Source organism: Streptomyces sp. ADI96-02 (assembly GCF_003846185.1).
Classification (GTDB): domain Bacteria; phylum Actinomycetota; class Actinomycetes; order Streptomycetales; family Streptomycetaceae; genus Streptomyces.
Map to the genome: position 1 here is coordinate 6,103,985 of NZ_ML123034.1, position 17,003 is coordinate 6,120,987.

General features: G+C 74.0%; 14 protein-coding genes. 8 read left to right on the forward strand and 6 right to left on the reverse strand.

The features are described from left to right. Window position 1: 1 nt before the first annotated feature. Window positions 2-2,509: a ThuA domain-containing protein gene (locus EES43_RS26720; protein WP_124271115.1), complete on the reverse strand. Its 2,508-nt coding sequence runs from the start codon at window positions 2,507-2,509 to the stop codon at window positions 2-4. A 259-nt stretch (window positions 2,510-2,768) separates the two neighbouring features. Between EES43_RS26720 and EES43_RS26725 the strand changes: the two genes are divergently transcribed. After that, window positions 2,769-3,851, forward strand: a complete 1,083-nt coding sequence (locus EES43_RS26725; protein ID WP_124271116.1) for a multicopper oxidase domain-containing protein — start codon at window positions 2,769-2,771, stop codon at window positions 3,849-3,851. 22 nt (window positions 3,852-3,873) lie between these two features. Here EES43_RS26725 and EES43_RS26730 read toward each other — a convergent pair whose 3' ends face one another. Then, window positions 3,874-6,108: a DEAD/DEAH box helicase gene (locus tag EES43_RS26730; RefSeq protein WP_124271117.1), complete on the reverse strand. Its 2,235-nt coding sequence runs from the start codon at window positions 6,106-6,108 to the stop codon at window positions 3,874-3,876. Between the two features lie 237 nt (window positions 6,109-6,345). Between EES43_RS26730 and EES43_RS26735 the strand changes: the two genes are divergently transcribed. The 3 genes from EES43_RS26735 to EES43_RS26745 all read left to right on the forward strand — a co-directional run bounded on the left by EES43_RS26735 (window position 6,346) and on the right by EES43_RS26745 (window position 10,972). Next, window positions 6,346-7,140, forward strand: coding sequence for a VOC family protein (locus EES43_RS26735; RefSeq protein WP_124271118.1), 795 nt, complete (start codon window positions 6,346-6,348; stop codon window positions 7,138-7,140). 129 nt (window positions 7,141-7,269) lie between these two features. Beyond that, entirely contained in the window at window positions 7,270-7,539 is a 270-nt protein-coding gene (locus EES43_RS26740; protein ID WP_124271119.1) for a WhiB family transcriptional regulator, read from the forward strand. A gap of 22 nt (window positions 7,540-7,561) precedes the next feature. After that, window positions 7,562-10,972 carry a hypothetical protein gene (locus EES43_RS26745; RefSeq protein WP_124271120.1) on the forward strand — a complete coding sequence of 1,137 codons (3,411 nt, stop codon included), beginning with the start codon at window positions 7,562-7,564 and terminating at the stop codon, window positions 10,970-10,972. 66 nt (window positions 10,973-11,038) lie between these two features. Here the strand turns inward: EES43_RS26745 and EES43_RS26750 are convergent, their stop codons facing one another. Together EES43_RS26750 and EES43_RS26755 are read right to left on the reverse strand one after the other, a co-directional pair. Beyond that, a complete protein-coding gene (locus EES43_RS26750; RefSeq protein WP_124271121.1) occupies window positions 11,039-12,013 on the reverse strand; it encodes an acyl-ACP desaturase in 975 nt (324 codons plus the stop codon). A gap of 103 nt (window positions 12,014-12,116) precedes the next feature. Then, window positions 12,117-12,533, reverse strand: a complete 417-nt coding sequence (locus EES43_RS26755) for a spore wall synthesis regulator SsgD (protein WP_124271122.1) — start codon at window positions 12,531-12,533, stop codon at window positions 12,117-12,119. 285 nt (window positions 12,534-12,818) lie between these two features. Between EES43_RS26755 and EES43_RS26760 the strand changes: the two genes are divergently transcribed. Further along, the gene (locus EES43_RS26760) at window positions 12,819-12,998 is read left to right on the forward strand and encodes a hypothetical protein (RefSeq protein WP_124271123.1); all 180 of its coding nucleotides are present in this window, start codon (window positions 12,819-12,821) and stop codon (window positions 12,996-12,998) included. A 59-nt stretch (window positions 12,999-13,057) separates the two neighbouring features. On the opposite strand, the gene EES43_RS26765 is transcribed toward EES43_RS26760, so the two are convergent. Then, window positions 13,058-13,357 (reverse strand): YciI family protein, encoded by a 300-nt coding sequence (locus EES43_RS26765; protein WP_124271124.1) that lies wholly within the window; start codon window positions 13,355-13,357, stop codon window positions 13,058-13,060. 128 nt (window positions 13,358-13,485) lie between these two features. On the opposite strand from EES43_RS26765, the gene EES43_RS26770 reads away from it, so the two are divergent. Both EES43_RS26770 and EES43_RS30845 read left to right on the forward strand, forming a co-directional pair. Beyond that, window positions 13,486-14,178, forward strand: coding sequence for an endonuclease V (locus EES43_RS26770; RefSeq protein WP_124271125.1), 693 nt, complete (start codon window positions 13,486-13,488; stop codon window positions 14,176-14,178). A gap of 79 nt (window positions 14,179-14,257) precedes the next feature. Further along, the gene (locus EES43_RS30845) at window positions 14,258-14,401 is read left to right on the forward strand and encodes a morphogenic membrane protein MmpA (protein ID WP_164493285.1); all 144 of its coding nucleotides are present in this window, start codon (window positions 14,258-14,260) and stop codon (window positions 14,399-14,401) included. Between the two features lie 42 nt (window positions 14,402-14,443). On the opposite strand, the gene EES43_RS26775 is transcribed toward EES43_RS30845, so the two are convergent. Next, window positions 14,444-15,646 (reverse strand): saccharopine dehydrogenase family protein, encoded by a 1,203-nt coding sequence (locus EES43_RS26775; RefSeq protein ID WP_124271126.1) that lies wholly within the window; start codon window positions 15,644-15,646, stop codon window positions 14,444-14,446. 206 nt (window positions 15,647-15,852) lie between these two features. Between EES43_RS26775 and EES43_RS26780 the strand changes: the two genes are divergently transcribed. Then, entirely contained in the window at window positions 15,853-16,989 is a 1,137-nt protein-coding gene (locus EES43_RS26780) for a CaiB/BaiF CoA transferase family protein (protein WP_124271127.1), read from the forward strand. Window positions 16,990-17,003 lie beyond the last annotated feature (14 nt).

Here is a 17,003-nt window from a genome sequence, read left to right on the forward strand (position 1 = left end):
CTCACTGCGCTGCCGCCTTCCCGACCAGGTCCTCGGCGGCCGGAGTCGCTCCGCCGCCCTTGTACGACACGCGCCACAGCGCGGACTTGGAGTCGGAGGTGAAGAAGCCGCGCCCGTAGTCCAGGACGTACAGCGAACCGTCCGGCGCGAACTTCCAGTCCATCAGATTGCGGATGCCGTCCGCACCGACCGGGATGATCTTCTTCAACGACTCCGCGTGCGTGGGCAGTCCGCCCTTGCCGACCGTCCTCGGGTCGGTGAGCACGGCGTGGCGCGGCTGCGTGTCGTCGTAGAAGTCGCCGACGAACCACTTGCCGTCCCAGTACGCCGGCCACTTCGCGGTGGAGTCGCTCGCGGCGTCGTAGCGGTAGACCGGGCCGTTCATCGTGGCCTGCCCGCCGCCCTTGAGCCAGGGCAGCAACTGCTTCTGGTCCTCGACCTTGTAGCTCGGCACGCCGTTGGCGTCGCGCGGATAGTCCACGCCGCCGCCCTGGGGCGAGTACCAGATGGTGTTCGCCGTCACCGGCGGCAGCTTCACCAGGCCGTCGTTGTGCGGTGACTCGTTCTTCGGGGCCTCGCAGTCGTACCAGCCCAGCGGCTTGGCCGGGTCGGGCAGGTTGCGGTCCCGGTAGGGCTGGTTGTTGCCCATGCAGTACGGCCAGCCGTGGTTGCCCGCCTTGGTGATCGCGGCGAACGTGTCGTACTTCGCCGGGCCCCAGGTGGTGCTCGGCGCGCCGGCGTCCGGGCCGACCCAGCCCGCGTACAGCGTGTCGGTCGCGGGGTCGACCGAGATCCGGGCCGGGTTGCGCACGCCCATCACGTAGATCTCGCCCCGGGTCTTTCCGCCGCCCTCGTCCGGCTCCTCGCCGGTGAAGAGGTTGCCGTCGGGCAGGGTGTAGGCGCCGTCGTCCTCGGGGTGGATCCGCAGGATCTTCCCGTTGAGGTTGTTGGTGTTGCCGGCCGTGCGCCGGGCGTCCGCGAAGGCGACGCCCTTGTAGTTCGGCTGCGGGTTGTTTCCGGAGTAACCACCGCTGAATCCGGAGGAGTTGTTGTCACCGGTGGCGATGTACAGGTTGCCCTTCGAGTCCCAGGCCATACCGCCGCCCGCGTGGCAGCAGCTGTTGATCTGCACCGGCCAGCCGAGCAGCACCTTCTCCGAGGCCGTGTCCAGCCTGCCGGTCGCCGGATCGAGGGTGAAGCGCGATACCTGACGGGTCGCCATGCGCTTGTCGCGGTCGATCTTCGCGTGCGGGGTGTAGTGCAGGTAGATCCACCCGTTGGACGCGAAGTCCGGGTCCAGCTCGATGCCGAGCAGCCCCTCCTCGACCTTCACCAGCTCGTCGCCGCCGCCCTTGTTGCCGAAGACGTCCAGCGCGCCGGCCAGGGAGACCTTCCCGGTCTTCGGGTCGTAGACGTGGATCTCGCCCCTGCCCCTGCCGATGTTCGGGTCGTTCCAGTCGGTGACGACCGGGACGCTGCTGTCGGCGCCGCCGCGCCCGATGGAGAAGACCCGCCCGTCCGGTGCGGTCACCAGCCCGTGCGGTTCGCCGATCTGGTCGTTCTTGCCGGGCTTGTTCGGCCGGGTGACCCGTACGGCCGTGTAGTTGGAGGTGATCGTCGCCTTGCAGTCGGCCTGAGAGGTGCGGTTGGTCCAGGCGAGCGCGCCGCGCAGGTGGTCGCGGAAGTCGCTCTCCGCGAAGCTGTCCTCCGTACCGCCCATGGCCGTGTAGAACGACCGGCCGCCGTCGTAGTCGCGGCACCAGGAGACCGGGTGGTCCCAGCCGTTGGCGCTCGCGCCCGGCCTGTACGTCGACTCCCGGACGCGGGCGACTGTGTGCACGTCACCGGAGGGGTTCTTCGTCCAGTTCAGCCACCGATCGGGCCGCTTCCACTCCAGTGGCAGGTTCCTGGTCGCCGGGTGGATCCGGTCCCCGGTCTCCACCGTCGCGCGCTGCACGGCCGCCGGGCTGCTCGCCGCCGGCCGCGCCCCGACCAGGCCGGTGAACCAGTCCGAGTACGGCTCGGTGCGCGCCGCGTCGTGGATGCCGAGGAAGCCGCCGCCGGCCTCCATGTACGCCTCCAGGCCGGCCTCCTGCTCCGGGTCCAGGACGTCGCCGCCGCCGGTCAGGAAGACGACGGCGTTGAAGGAGCCGAGCCGCTTGCCGTTGGTGAAGACCTCGGCGTCGGCGGTGGCCACGGTGGTGAACCGGCCCGCCGCCGGGCCGCTCAGCCCGATCTTCTCGATCGCCGCGATCCCGGCGTCCGTGTACGGCGCCTCGTCGCCCGCCGAGGCGTGGAAGACCAGCACCTTGACGTTGTTCGCGCCGCCCGGGGGCGACGGCAGGGACAACGTTGTCGCCATCCTCGCCACCAGATCCGGATCCGGGGACGTGTCGGCCCTGGCGTCGGCGGAGTTGCCGCCCAGCAGGGACACGGTCAGTGCGCCGGCCGCGACGGCCGCCGCGAGGCCGCGTCGCGATCTGGACCGGTGATGTGGTGCGCGCTGCATGTGGTCACTCACCCCTCTGTGGTCACTGCACCTCTCGGTGACTTTCTGTCACTACCCTCTTCGGTGATTGCGACAGCGCATGAAGCTAGACCTCTTTTCGCGACTCGCCAAGAGCTATGGCAGCAATCGCACGAACTTTGTCCTGAGTGTGGATAAACGGTGGGTCCCCGGCTACGGTGTGGGCCGTTCCGGGGATCCCGTGGACCCCTCTCCGTCTCCGCAGGCCCGCCAGTTTCCTTATCGCAGTGGGGAGTTCGACATGGACCGAAGGACCTTCAGCCGGCGGATGCTGGTGGGCGGCGCAGCCGCTGCCGCCACCGGGGTGACATCGTTGTCCCTGGGATCGGTGGAGGCCGCCTCCGCCGAGAAGCCGCCGCGCACGGCCCCGGCGGGGGGTGTGGTGCGCCGGCTGAAGATGTACGCGGAGAAGCTCCCGGACGGGCAGCTCGGCTACGGCTTCGAGAAGGGCAAGGCGTCGGTGCCCGGTCCCCTGATCGAGCTCAACGAGGGCGACACGCTGCACATCGAGTTCGAGAACCTCACCGACGTGGACGCCAGCCTCCACGTCCACGGCGTCGACTACGACGTCGCCAGCGACGGCACCCGGATGAACAGGAGCCACGTCGAGCCCGGCGGCACCCGCACGTACACCTGGCGCACGCACGCCCCGGGCCGCCGCAAGGACGGCACCCATGTGGCGGGCAGCGCGGGCTACTGGCACTACCACGACCACGTCGTGGGCACGGACCACGGCACCGGAGGCATCCGCAAGGGCCTCTACGGACCGCTCGTCGTGCGGCGCAAGGGCGACATCCTGCCGGACAGGACCATCACGATCGTGTTCAACGACATGACGATCAACAACAGGGCGGGTCATGAGAGCCCCGACTTCGAGGCGACGGTGGGCGACCGGCTGGAGGTGGTGATGATCACCCACGGCGAGTACTACCACACCTTCCACATCCACGGGCACCGCTGGGCCGACAACAGAACCGGACTGCTGACCGGCCCCGACGACCCGAGCCGGGTGGTGGACAACAAGATCTGCGGCCCGGCGGACTCCTTCGGCTTCCAGATCATCGCGGGAGAACACGTCGGCGCCGGGGCCTGGATGTACCACTGCCACGTGCAGAGCCACTCCGACATGGGCATGGCGGGGCTGCTGCTGGTCAGGAAGCCGGACGGCACGATCCCGGGCTACGAACCCCACCACGCGGCGGGCGGGGCCGCGCGCGAGGACGCTCCGCGCACGGCCGACGAGGGTACGGCGAAGGACGCGGACTCGACCGAGGGGGGCACGGCGAAGGACACCGGGGCCGGTGCGGAGGAGCACCGGCACTGACGGCACATCGTCCGCCCGGTCGTCAGGACGGTGCGGCGGCGTCACCGGCCCCCGCCGCCGCCCGCCCGGACGCTCCGGCGGGCCGGGGCAGCCGGCGCTGCTCCTCCTCGACGATGCGCCGGGCGAGTTCGGCGTCGGAGACGTCCACCGCGTCGGGCGTGGTCTCCGCGAGGTCGCTGCGCCGGGCGTACGCGTCGAAGAGCCGGTCCTTGCGCGCCAGCAGGTCCACCATCCGCTGGTCGACGCTGTCCGCCGCCAGCAGCCGGTGCACCTGGACCGTCCGCACCTGCCCCATCCGGTGTGCGCGGGCGACGGCCTGGTGCTCCAGCGTCGGCTTGACCTGCGGCTCGCACAGGATGACCACGGACGCCGCCTGCATGTTCAGCCCGAGGCCCCCGGCCTGGATCTGGCTCAGCAGCACCGCGTGCCCCCGTGCGGCCGAGAAGGCGTCGACCAGCTCCTGCCGCCGGGCGGCCGGAACGCTCCCGGAGAGCGGGCCGAACACGTCCTCGCCCAACGCCTCTCCGACCGTGGCGAGAACATCGCGGAAGTAGGAGAAGACCACGACCTTGAGCCCGTTGCCCCGTGCCTCCCCGACGAGTTCCCGCAGCCGTTCCAGCTTGGCCGAGGCGGCGGGCGCGGCGTAGGCGGCCCGGCGCATCCGCATGAACCGCCCCGACGCCACCGCCTCGCGGTACGCCGCCAGGTCCTCGGCGCTGAACTCCTCCCACTCGTCCACGTGCACGAGCGCCGGGAGCTCGGCGAGCACGTCCGCCTGGTTGCGGCGCAGATAGGCCGGCGCTACGGCCCTGCGGAAGGCCCGGGAGCCCGCCGCGCCGTGCGTGGAGCTGACCGCCGGGGCCAGTTCCGGCCGCAGCTGGCGCACCAGGCTGCGGAACTCCGACACCCGGTTCTCCATGGGCGTGCCGGTGAGGAACAGCACCCGCTCCACGCGCTCCGCCCAGGCCGCGACCGCGCGGGAGCGGCGGGTGGCCGGATTCTTCACGAAGTGCGCCTCGTCCACCACCAGCATCCCGGGCACGACTGCCGCCTCGGCCACCTCCGGGAGCGTGTGCAGGACGTCGAACGTGGTCACGGCCACACCGCCGTGCGCGCACCACTCGGCGAACGCCTCCTGCCGCTCCGCCCCGTGCACCGGACGCACCGTCAGGGTGGACCGGGCGCGGACCTCCCGGGTCCAGTTGATCAGCACGCTCGCCGGGCAGACCACCAGGAAGTGCGTCCCGCCCCGCGCCGCCAGGTGGGCGAGGGCGGCGATGGCCTGGACGGTCTTGCCCAGCCCCATCTCGTCCCCGATGATGACCCGCTTCTGCGCCACCGCGAAGCGCGCCCCGAACGCCTGGTAGCCGCGCAGCGACACCCGCAGCCGGGTCTCGTCGAGCAGCAGGGCCCGCACCCGGTCCGCTGTCTCGGCGGGCAGGAAGCCCTCGGCCGCGTCGCGGTCCGGGCCGCTGCCGGACAGTTCGGCGAGCAGGCTGTAGTACTCGGCGGACCGCAGCTCGAAGTCCACCCAGGCCGCCGCCGGCGAGGCGGGAGCCCGCAGCAGGTCGACCGACACCTGGCCGAAGAGCATCGGCAGCTCCTGCTCGGCCGCCCCGTTCACGGCCGTCCGCAGCGAGCCGAGCGCCTCGCGCGCCCGGCCCCGGGCCCGGCTCCCCGCGAACACCATCCGCACCCGGCTCCCGGCCGGACCCGCGGCCTCCAGCAGCGGGTCGAGCCGTTCGGCCAGGGCGCTCGCCGCGTCGGCGGCCCGGCGGACGTCCGCGCCCGCCTCCACGAGCCGGTGCAACGCGATGACCAGCGCCGTCGTCGTGTCGTCCGGGTGCTCCAGATCGATCCGGACCGCGACGGTGTCCCGCACCGCGCGGGCGATCTGCCCCGCGGCTGCCAGCGTCCGGTCCGCCGTGGCGGCCCCCACCCCCGGAACCTGCCGCAGCGCGTAGCGGCTGGTGGCGTGGACCTCGCCGACGGTGGTGAAGCCGGCCTGCTCCAGGGCGTTCACGCGCAGCCGCCCCTCGGTGACGTCCTTCAGCCGGGCGAGGGGGATCGCGCCCAGTTCCCCGCCGACCAGGGAGTCGAGGAGCGGGTCGAGCACGGCCCGTACGGCGTCGACCGCGCGCGCCCGGTCCTCCAGGACGGCGCGGGCGGCGGCCAGCAGCCGCTCCGCCCGCGTGCACAGCTCACGGGCGGCCCTGCCCGTGGGCGCCGGACCGTCCGCGTCCCCCGTCTGCCTCATGTGCGTCCTTCTGTCCCCGCCGGCCCCGCCGTACGCCGGACTCCGCCCGGCCCTCGGCGTCATCGTCCCACGCCCCGCCCGCGATCCCCCGGGGAACGGGCCCGCGGCCCGCCGCGCGCACGGTCGGCCGCACGCGGACTGCGCTCGTCGGCGGCCGGTGCCAGACTCGAAGGGACAGGCGCGTGGCCGCACCTCGGGAGCGGGCGACGCGCCGGCCCTCGCCGAAGGAGCACACCCATGCCCAGCCCCGCTTTCCTCGACGGAGCACCCAACTGGATCGACCTCGGAACGCCCGACATCGACGCTGCCGCCGCCTTCTACCGCGGCCTGTTCGGCTGGGAACTGGTGCCCGGCGGGCCCGAGGTCGGGGGCTACGGGATCTTCACGCTGAACGGGCGCAACGCCGCCGGCGTGATGACGGTCCCCGCGTCCCAGTCGCCGAGCGCCTGGTCGGTCTCCTTCCAGTCGCCCGACGTCGACGCCACGGCCGAGAAGGTCGCACAGGCGGGCGGGGCCGCGGCCTTCCAGCCCATGGACGTCCTCGACTTCGGCCGGATGGGCGGCTTCACCGACCGGGCCGGGGCGTACTTCGGCGTGTGGCAGCCGAGGACGAATCCGGGCCTCGGGGCCGTCCACGAGTCCGGCGCCTTCCTCTGGGCCGAGCTGTACACCGCGGACGTACCGGCCGCCGCCGCGTTCTACGACAGCGTCTTCGGCTGGCGCACCGACGAGTTGAAGGTCGAGGGCACCGAGTACGTCTACACCACCGTCCACCCGTCCGGAGCCGGTTCGGAGGCGTCGTTCGGCGGCCTGGTCCGGATGGACGACGTCCCCACCGAGGCCGTCCGCGGACCGCACTGGATGCCGTACTTCGCGGTGGACGACGTCGACGCCACCGTCGCCGGGGCCGAGCGGCTGGGCGGCACGGAGACGCTGGCGGCGATGGAGGTGCCCGGCGTCGGCAAGATGGCCAACGTCGCCGATCCCTACGGTGCCGTCTTCGCCGTGATGACGCCCGCGCCGCAGCAGTAGGGCGTCCCGCGGCAGTAGGGCGTCCCGGAACAGAGCGTCCCGGCGTCGCCCGTGCGTGCCGCCCGCGCGGGACGCCGATGCGATGACGCGTTGATCAGTCGTTTATCACGATCGTGCACCGTGTGTCGCATGCTGATCAACACCGTGACCGAAGACGCACTCGCCTGGCAGGAGACCGCGTTGTGCGCGCAGGCCGGACCCGAGTTCTTCTTCCCCGCCCCGGGCAGTTCGACGCGCGAGGCCAAGCAGCTCTGCAACGCCTGCGAAGGACGCGTCGCGTGCCTGGAGTACGCACTCGCCAACGACGAGCGGTTCGGCGTCTGGGGCGGACTGTCGGAGAAGGAGCGCGAGCGGCTGCGCAGAGAGGGACGCGGCGGCCTGGAGGCGGCCGGAACCTGATCCGGCACGGCACAATCCCTCCATGACCGACGTACAGCCGCTCGTCCTCGCCGCCGCACTCCTCGACGCCCTCGAACCGCTGTCCCACGAGCGGCGCATGCGAGAACTGGCCGCGAGATCACGGCGGTTGGCCGACGAGGGCGTACTGCGGCCGGTCCTGGACGAGTTGGCGGACGGCGACCCGTACGAGCGGCGGATCGCCGTCGTCGCGGCGTCCGTCGGCCGCGACGCCGACTGGATCGGCGCGCACCTGGCCGACGAGGACGCCGTCGTACGGGGCCACGCCCTGCGCGCGGGGCTGGGCCTCGGAGTGCCGGACGCCGCCTACGAACGGGCCTTCGCCGATGCTCCCGCCGTCGTGCGCCGGCAGCTCGTACGGGCGGTCGCCGCCGACCGGCGCACCGCGCTCGCCGACCGGCTGATCGCCCAGGTGCGCGAGACCTGGGGCGACACCGAGGCCGCGCGGCTGCTGCCCGCCTGCTCGGCGGCGGCGGTGGAGGAACTGCTGCCGGACCTGTTCCGTACGGCGGCCTGCTGGTCCTCGCTCGGCCACCACCACCCCGGACCGCTCCTGACCGCGGTCGAAGCCGAGCTGTCCGGTCTCCCGGCGGCGGGCCGCGACCTGTGGTGGCAGGCGTACGGGTACGACCGGGGCGTCGCCTCGGCGGCGCGGGCCCTCCCGCACCGGGTGCTGGACCTCCTCGAACGGTACGGGCCCCGCCGGCTCCCCGTCTCCTTGCACCGCTGCCTGCCCGCCCTCGTCGCCGCCGACCCCGCCCGCTCCGCCCGCCTCCTGCTCGTACCCGGCGCCTGTGCGCTGCCGCACCACGCCCTCAGCCGGACCCTGCTGCGGAGACTGGCCCGCGCCCTGCCCGACGACCTCCTCACCGCCCTCGGCCGCGAGGCGGGGGACGCGTCCGGCCTGCTGCCGCGCCTGCTCACCTCCCTGCCGCCGGGCCGCCGTGCCGCGCTCCACGCGGCGGTCGCCGCCGACCGGGGCGAAGGCCCCTCGGCGGACGTGGTCGACACCGCCCTCCTGGACGCGCTGCCCCGCACTCACGTGGCGTCCGTGGCCCGGCGGCTGGCGGACCGCGCCCGGACCCGGGGCGCGGACGGGACGGTCGTCCTCGCGCTGGAGTCCTACCTCCCCTTCGAGGAGATACGCGACCGGCTCCTGGCCGCGACCCGGGGGCCCGTCGCCGACGAGCGGGCGGCGGCCTGGTCGCTCCTCGTACGCGCCGCGGGCCGCTCGGCCGATCCGGACGCCGTCGCCACCGCGCTGGAGGACCTGCTGCGCCTGCGCAACGAACAGGACCCCGTCCGCTCGGCCGCCCTCACCGCGCTCCTCGACGTCGCGCCCGCGCTGTTCACCGACACCGTCGAGCCGCTGCTGGACCGCGTCGCCGCCGACGCGGTCGAGTCCCGCGACTCCTCCGCCGCGAGCCGCTCCGCCCTCAGCCGGCTCGCCGTCGGCGTCCTGCGCGAACACGCGGTCACCGGACACCGGGCCCTGCTCAACTGGGCCCTGCGCACTCTGGTCCGCATCACCGGCAACAGCGGCGGCGCCGACCTCGGCCGCCTCGACCGGACCCTGCGCCGGGGCCAGGAGCACACCGTGTTCGAGGCGCTGCGCCCGTGGCTGGAGGCCGGAGCCGAGCGCTCCGACTACGGCCTCGTGCTCGCCCTCACCCGAGCGCTGGGCCACCGCGCCGACGGCCTGCCCGGCCTCCAGGAACTGCTCCGGCAGGCCGTGGGCTACGGCGACGAGACCACCGCCCGTACCGCCGCCGGCCTCTGGCTGCGGCCGTCCGCGGACCGGGACGCGCGGGTCGAACGGCTGCTGGCCCGGGACCCGTCCGCCGCCGCGCTCCCCGCCGTGCAGCGGGTGCTGACCGGCCGGCGGACCGATCTGCTCGACGCGTACCTCGACGGCCCGCCGCCCCGGGGCAGGTTCCTCGCCCCCGGTACGCCGTGGACCGTCGGGACGGCGGACGTCGACCGCTGGACGCCGAGGCAGCAGCGCGCCGCGCAGCGCGACGCCGAGCGGGCGGCGGCGGACGAGAAGCTGCCGCTGTACACGCGCGCCGCCGCGCTCGGGCGGCTCGCCCGGATACCCGGGCGGGGAGCGGACGCCCTGCGCGCCCGGACCGGCGCGCCCGAGGTGGTCCTCGCCGAGGCCGCGCTCGCCGCCCTCGCCTACACCGACCGGCCCGCCGACGTCCTGCCCGACCTGCTCGCGCACGGCGGGGACGACCGGGCGCGGGTCGCGATCCCCGCGGCGCGCCGGGCCGCCGCCCGCACCCGGCCCTCCCGGCTCGGCTCCCTCCTCGCCGCCCGCACCGCACCCGGCACCGGCAAGGTCACCGCCCGCAAGGAGATGGTCCGGCTCGCCGCCGCGCTGCTGCCCCGCACCGAGGCCGCCACCGTGCTGGCGGACGCCTTCGCCCAGCCCGGTCAGCACCCGGACGTGCGCGCCGCCTGCGTCGCCTCCGCCCCGCCGCTGCTCGGCGGGGAACGCCTGTGGCGGATGCTGGCCGAGGCGTGCGAGGGGGAGCGCGCGCTGCGCCTCGCCGTGCTGCGGGCCCGACCCGTCGAGCTCGCCCCGGAGCTGCGCCGCCGCTATGCGCGGTCGGTGGCGGCGGTGTGCGGCGCGAGCGACGACGCCCTGGTGGCCCTCGCCCACCGCGCGCTCGTCCGGTGGCTGCCCTGGGCGCCCGGAGCCGCCGCCGTCCTGGTCGACGCCCTGACCGACCTGGACCGGCGCGGCGTCTGGCGCTCGGCCGCCGACGCCCTCGCCGAGGCCGCCCCGGCGGTCCCGGAGGCGGCCGTCGCGCTGAACCGCGCTCTGAACCTGCTGGCCACCGGCGAGACGGCGGACGACGCCGGTGCGGAGCGGGACCGCCCGGCCCGCCGGCGGCTCGACCACCTCACCCGGGCGCTCGCGGGCGGCGGCGGTGCGCCGGACCCGAGGACCGCCGCCGTCCGCGACGAGGCCGGCCGGGTGCTGGCGGCCCACCGCGACCTCGCACCGCAGGCCGCCGCGCTGCTGGCGAGCTCCGTGGACCTGGAGGCGGACGCGGACGCGCTGCACACCGCGCTCGTCCACCTCGCCGCCCTGCACACGGGCCGGCCGGCGCTCGCCGCCAGGACCGCGCACACCGTCGGGCGGCGCGTCGGCACGCCCGGCGGGACGCCCGGCGGGACGGACGGCGGGACGGACGGCGGCGACCCCGCCGTCCTGCTGGTCGTCGTCGCCCGGCTCGCCGCGACCGGCGACCCGGCCGAGGGGCTGCTCGCCGCCGAGCTGACGGCCGCCGCGGGCCGGCGCACGGGGTGGACCGGCCCCTGGCGCACTCAGCTGCGGATGCTGCGCCAGCACCCCTGCGGGGACGTACGCGACGCGGCGTACGCGCAGAGCACCGCGGACGAGTGAGAGTGACAGCCGCACGCCGGAGTGCCGGGGCGGGGCCCCAGCACTCCGGCGTGCGGAACGGTCGGGTCAGGCGCGTCCGCGCGCCGCCATCCGGGCCTTGCGCGCGGCCAGCTTCTCGTCGAACTTCGACGCCTCGCTGTCCAGCCCGCCCATGTACAGACCCAGCTCCTCCTGCGCCTTCATGCCCTCCGGGCCCAGCCCGTCGATGCTCATGACCTTGAGGTAGCGCAGCACCGGCTGGATCACGTCGTCGTGGTGGATGCGCATGTTGTAGATCTCGCCGATCGCCATCTGCGCGGCGGCCCGCTCGAAACCGGGCATGCCGTGGCCGGGCATGCGGAAGTCGACGACGACGTCGCGCACGGCCTGCATGGTCAGGTCCGGGGCCAGTTCGAAGGCCGCGCCCAGCAGGTTGCGGTAGAACACCATGTGCAGGTTCTCGTCGGTCGCGATCCGGGCCAGCATCCGGTCGCAGACCGGATCGCCGGACTGGTGGCCGGTGTTGCGGTGCGAGACGCGCGTGGCCAGCTCCTGGAAGGCGACGTAGGCGACGGAGTGCAGCATCGAGTGCCGGTTGTCCGACTCGAAGCCCTCCGCCATGTGCGCCATCCGGAACTGCTCCAGCTTGTCCGGGTCCACGGCGCGGGAGGTGAGCAGGTAGTCGCGCATCACGATGCCGTGCCGCCCCTCCTCGGCGGTCCAGCGGTGCACCCAGGTGCCCCAGGCGCCGTCGCGCCCGAAGAGCGAGGCGATCTCGTGGTGGTAGCTGGGGAGGTTGTCCTCGGTCAGCAGGTTCACCACGAGGGCGATCTTGCCGATGTCGGTGACCTTGGACTGGTCCGGCGCCCACGGGTCGCCGTCCTCGAAGACGCCGGGGAAGTTGCGGCCGTCGGAGAAGGGCACGTACTCGTGCGGCATCCAGTCCTTGGCGATCTTGAGATGGCGGTTGAGTTCCTTCTCCACCACCTCCTCCAGCGCGTACAGCAGCTGGGCGTCGGTCCACGCCTTCGAACTGCCGAGGTGGGGAGAGGTGATCGTCACGGGGAGCTCCTGGGGACGGGAGAATTACCTACGGCCTCGTAGGTTACGTGACCGTAGGTTAAGGCGACCGTAAGTCCAAAGCCAAGCCGCGATGGCGGAGACGTCAGCAGGCGCCGCCGAGCAGGTCGGTCAGGCTCCGGTCCAGATCCAGGTAGCGGCCCTCGTCCCCGACCGGCACCAGCTCCTGGGCCCGGCTCAGGAAGCGGCGCAGCTCGTCGGTGCGGACATGGACCATGGCGACGCCCTCGGTCGCGTGGAATTCGAGCACCGTCCGCTCGTACCCGAAGGGCCGCACGCGGACGTCCCCCTCGCCGGCCGGGGCGTCGACGCCCGTGGCCAGCAGCTCGCGGGAGAACTCCCAGGACACCTCGGTCCCCTCCAGGGTCGCGGGGGCCGGGAACGCCATCCGTACGGCGAAGGGGTCCTTGCGGTCGTACCGCAGGGTGGCGGGCAGGGTTTCCATCCGCGGGGCGGACGCGACCATGCGGGCCTGTACGTAGTGCTCGATAGCGCTGGACAAGTCCTGCTCCCTCTCGCGGCTGGGTGAACGGTTCCCGGCACTGGAGTAGACGCCCGGGGGCATGGTTCCGTGCACCGAAGGGCTGGGTGAGCTGCGTCACCGGCCGTCCCGTCCAGCTTGCCCGCCAGGTCCCGCGGGCGACGCCGAATCCCGCGTCGGAGTGCGCGCCGTGAGTGAGCGGTTACGTGCAAGTCAGTTATGGCCAAGGGCAGTTCAAGGCACGGCCAAGGCTCCATCCGCATGAAAGGCGATTCATGGTAAAAGGGTTATCTTCCGCGCGTGAAAATGACCACACGTGCTCAGAAGGCGGCCCCCACCAGCCGCCGCGCACTGCTCCGCGCCTCCGTCGGCGGTAGCCGCCACCGCCGTGTCCGCCGGGCGCACCACCCCCACGAGGCGCGCACCGTGCGCCGGACGCTCGTCTCCGGCCAGCAACCGTTCGCCCTCATCCTCGGCCGCCAGTAGCTCGCCTGCCGCCGGACCCGCCGCGCCGCGCGACGCGACCGGACGGCGGCCCCGAACGTTCAGCCGGCCGGCTGCTGACGGAACGGCGCGAGCTCCGGCGCCGTCTTCGTCGCGATGAACTCGGTCACCCGGTAAGCGCACACGCCGTGCACCGTGAACGGGTCCGCCGCCGCGATCGCCTCGATCCGCGCACGGTCCTCCCCGACGGCCAGGATCACCCCGCCGTCGCGCGGGTCCTTGCGGCCCGAGGCGATGAACACGCCTGCCGCGTACTGGTCGTCCAGCCAGGCGACGTGCTCCGCCATCAGCGCGTCGACGCGCTCCACCGGCGCCGTGTAGGTCAATTCGAGTACGAACATGATCGCCAGGCTACGGGATCCCCTGCCGCCGCAGCGGTCGCGCCCGTGCCGGGGGACCGCCCCCGCTCCCGGCGGACCGCCCCCGCTCCCGGCGGAGACCTCGCGGGGCAGCCCTTAAGCTTCCGGTCATGACGACACAGCCCCCTCCCGCCCATGAGACCCCCGCGGACGAAGCCGAGGGCCGGGCGATCCAGGACCGCCTGCGCGGCCTGGTGGTGCTGGACGAGCCGGGGCCGCCGCCCGGTACCGGCCTGGTGACCGGCGTCGACGTGGCGTACGACGAGGAGAAGGACGTCGTCGTCGCGGCGGCCGTGGTGCTGGACGCCGCGACGCTGGAGACGGTCGACGAGGCCACCGCCGTCGGCCGCGTCGCCTTCCCGTACGTCCCCGGGCTGCTGGCCTTCCGCGAGATCCCGGCCGCCCTGGAGGCCCTGGAGTCGCTGACCGTCGACCCCGGTCTCGTCGTCTGCGACGGCTACGGCCTCGCGCACCCGCGCCGCTTCGGCCTCGCCAGCCACCTCGGTGTGCTCACCGGGCTCCCGGTGATCGGCGTCGGCAAGAACCCGTTCACCTTTTCGTACGAAGCCCCCGGACCCCGGCGCGGGGACTCCTCCCCGCTGCTGGACGGCGAGGAGGTGGTGGGCCGGGCGTTGCGCACCCAGGAGAACACCAACCCGGTCTTCGTCTCCGTGGGACACCGGATCAGCCTGGACAACGCCTGCGCCCACACGCTCCGCCTCGCCCGCCGCTTCCGCCAGCCGGAGAGCACGCGCCGGGCGGACGAGCTGTGCCGCCGGACGCTGAGGGAAGCGACCGCCTGAAACGGCGGGCGTCCGCCGCCGGCCGGCTGAGTATCCGTACGGGTGGTGCTCCGCGTTCTCGCTGGGCAGGCTGGTACGTATGAACGCCTCTCGCACAGCCGTACGGCACGTCCCCGTCCGCCTCGCCGAGCGCCGGGTCGCGCTCGGCATGCTCCTCGGCGGCATGACCGGTCTCGTCTGGCTGGGCGCGATGCTGTACACGCTGGTCAGCTGGGCGCTCTGAGCCGTACCGCGACCCCGCAGGCGACCGGCCCGGCGGCGGCTCCTACGGCAGGTCCTCGCGGACCGCCGCCACCCGGAAGCGCAGCCCCGCCGCCCCCAGCCGCGCCAGCAGCGCGTCGCCCATCGCCACCACGGGAGTGACCTGCCCGGACGTCGCCGGAAGTTCGTCGAGGGCGAGTGACATGGCCGATTCGGCGAGGATCCTGGCCGTCTCGCCGTAGCCCGGGTCGCCGCCGGAGACCTCCGTGAAGACCCGCCGTCCGCCGCCCTCGCCGGCGAAGCGGACGGTGAACCAGCTTCTCGCGCGCCGCTCCTCGTCCGGCCCCCGCCCCGGCTCGTAACGCCCCGTCAGCCAGTCCCGCACCGGCCCGAACTGGGCGGCGGCGACCAGAGCGCCGAGGGCCGCCGGGCCGCCGAGGGCCATCGGCAGGGTCCGGACCGAGGCGAAGTGCCGGTAGCGGAAGTCCGGGCCGTACCGCTGGAGGGCCCGTGCCGACTGGCCCACGACCGCCGGGTCGACGGTCGGCAGCGGCAGCGCCCAGGCGCCCGTAGCCCCGCTGTAGTGCGGTGAGCCCGCCGAGGCGCGCACGCGCCGCCCCACCAGGCGCGGCTCGTGCAGCCGCCGCTCCCGGGCGGCGGCGACCATCTTCGGTCCGCGCCCCATCGCGGTGAGCGCCGAGGCGAACGTACCGCCGGAGAAGACCGCGTCGGTGCGCACGAAGCCGTCGACGGACAGCGGCACCCCCTCGGGCAGTTGCAGGACGGTGAAGTACGCGCCGAGGTCATGCGGTACGGACTCGAAGCCGCAGGCGTGCACGAGGCGCGCCCCCGTCTCCCGGGCGCGCGTGTCGTGGAGCACGAAGCTGCGGTCGATGAACTCGGCCTCGCCCGTCAGATCGGCGTAGTCCGTCCCGGCCTCGGCGCAGGCGGCGATCAGCTCCTCGCCGTACCGGACGTACGGTCCCACCGTCGTGGCGACCACCCGCGTCGACGCGGCCAGTTCGCGCAGGGCGTCGGCGTCCGCGGCGTCGGTCTCCACCAGCGGCAGGTCGGCGCAGCCCGGATCGATCGCGGCGAGCCGTTCGCGCAGCCGCTCCAGCCTGCCCCGGTCGCGTCCCGCCAGGGCCCAGCGGAGTCCGGCCGGGGCGTGCGCGGCCAGATATTCGGCGGTCAGCGTCCCCACGAATCCGGTGGCGCCGAAGAGGACGACGTCCAAGGGGCGTGGCGCCCCGTTCTGCCTGTTCACGAGTACCTCCGCAAGGGGCCGGGTGCCGACGTGCAGGCAGAGGTTAGCGGAGCCGGACGCGGCGGCGTACGGCCGGGCGGAGCCGATGCGGGAGGATGGGAGGAAGAACTAAGCGCTTGCTCGGCCTGAGGGGTTGTGCGGAGCGCGGCGTGTTCTTAGCATCATCGATGTTACATCGGTTGTGTCACACCGCTGGGGGCTCACGGATGACCAGGACTGGGCACGGCCCGCTGACCGGGGTCCGCGTCGTCGAGCTGGCGGGGATCGGCCCCGGCCCCTTCGCGGCGATGCTGCTGGCCGACCTCGGGGCCGACGTCGTACGGGTGGACCGGCCCGGCGGCCCCGGACTCGGGGTCGACCCGGCCCACGACCTCACCAACCGCAACAAGCGCTCGGTGCTCGTCGACCTCAAGAGCCCACCCGGCCCCGGCCTCGTCCTGGACCTGGCCGAACGCGCCGACATCCTGATCGAGGGCTACCGGCCCGGTGTGGCCGAACGCCTCGGCGTCGGCCCCGACGCCTGCCTGGCCCGCAACCCGATGCTCGTCTACGGGCGGATGACGGGCTGGGGCCAGGACGGCCCGCTCGCCGAGACGGCCGGGCACGACGTCGCCTACATCGCGCTCACCGGCACCCTGGGCATGATCGGCGCCCCCGACGCACCGCCCGCCGTCCCGGCCAACCTCCTCGGCGACTACGCGGGCGGCTCGCTCTACCTCGTCGTCGGCGTACTCGCGGCGCTCCAGCACGCGCGCACGCCCGGCGGCGCCGGCCAGGTGGTGGACGCCGCGATCGTCGACGGCGCGGCCCACCTCTCCACCATGATCCACGGCATGCTGGCGGCCGGCGGCTGGCAGGACCGGCGCGGCGCCAACCTGCTCGACGGCGGCTGCCCGTTCTACGGCGTCTACGAGACCTCCGACGGCCAGTACATGGCGGTCGGCCCGCTGGAACAGCGCTTCTACGCCGAGTTCATCACGCTCCTCGGCATCGCGGACACCGCGCCCGACCGGGGCGACCTCGCCCGCTGGGGCGAACTGCGCACCGCCGTCGCCGACCGCTTCGCGACCCGCACCCGCGCGCGGTGGACGGAGGTGTTCGACGGGTCCGACGCCTGCGTGGCCCCCGTCCTCTCGCTCCGCGAGGCGCCGCACCACCCGCATCTCGCCGCCCGCGCCACGTTCGTCGAGCACGGCGGCCTGACCCAGCCCGCCCCGGCCCCGCGCTTCTCCGCCACCCCCGGCTCCGTACGCGGCGGGCCCGCGCTGCCGGGGGCCGACACGGCGGACGTCGCCGCCGACTGGGACGTACCGGGCCTGACGCCGCCCACCGATCCGGCCTGACCGACACGACACCC